This window comes from Caldimonas tepidiphila (assembly GCF_003569765.1).
Classification (GTDB): Bacteria; Pseudomonadota; Gammaproteobacteria; order Burkholderiales; family Burkholderiaceae_C; genus Caldimonas; species Caldimonas tepidiphila.
This window is the reverse complement of the sequence record NZ_QXMG01000189.1, coordinates 1-730: the sequence shown is the minus strand read 5'-3', so window position 1 is coordinate 730 and position 730 is coordinate 1. Positions and strand designations below refer to the sequence as shown.

1 protein-coding gene and 1 pseudogene are annotated in these 730 nt (G+C 63.7%); both read right to left on the bottom strand.

The window, feature by feature from the left end; all coding sequences use genetic code 11:
* Positions 1-89 precede the first annotated feature (89 nt).
* Positions 90-380: a hypothetical protein gene (locus tag D3A59_RS25040; protein ID WP_119157994.1), complete on the bottom strand. Its 291-nt coding sequence runs from the start codon at positions 378-380 to the stop codon at positions 90-92.
* 92 nt (positions 381-472) lie between these two features.
* Positions 473-730 (bottom strand): annotated as a pseudogene (locus D3A59_RS25035) (hypothetical protein); the annotation flags it as partial.

Here is a 730-nt window from a genome sequence, read left to right as displayed (position 1 = left end):
TGCCGCTGAGGGGGCGAGGGAGATTGGTATGGAGCCATAAGCTGTATCGTAATTTGAGTGGCCGTCGGGGTCGAGAGCCGACCCTATGGCTAATATGTCGGAGGGTCCAGGGTCTGGGCAACAGCTGAGCGGATCCAGTCGAAGTTGGTGAGGTGCTGAATGCATTCGGTGTCATCGCTCGGGCTCAACCAAGCTGCGGCTACGGCCCTGTCGAGCTCCTGCCTATTGGGAGAGATACGGTTGCTCAGGTAGCGCTGGCGCAGCTTGCGCCACAACCTCTCCGCCGGGTTAAATTCTGGCAAGTACGGCAGCAGCGTGAGGTTGTCAGGAATGTGTAGCTCGGTGCTGTGATGCCAGCCCGCGCCGTCGAGCACGGGCACTGCGTGCACATCTCAAGGAAGCTGGCGCTGAGGTCGTCGAGATGCGCCTGCATTTTACGGATGCTGGCCGGCGGCATGAGCCAGCCATTGCTCTATCCGGTGGCCAGACAGATCGCCCCGAAGAGGTAGAGCCAGTCGTACTCGGTCTGCCGGGGCGCGCGAGGGCGGCTGCCCCGGTCGGCCCATACCCGGGAGTTGCAGCCCTGCTGGCCGAAGCAGGCCTCGTCCTGGAACCACAGCTCGATGCGCTGCGCGGGATGCGCAGCCTGCGCTTCAGCCAGTCTTGCGGGCAGCTCGTTTTTTAAAAGCCGCCCGGGCAGCGTCGTCGGACTGCGGATGGTGGGGGCGGG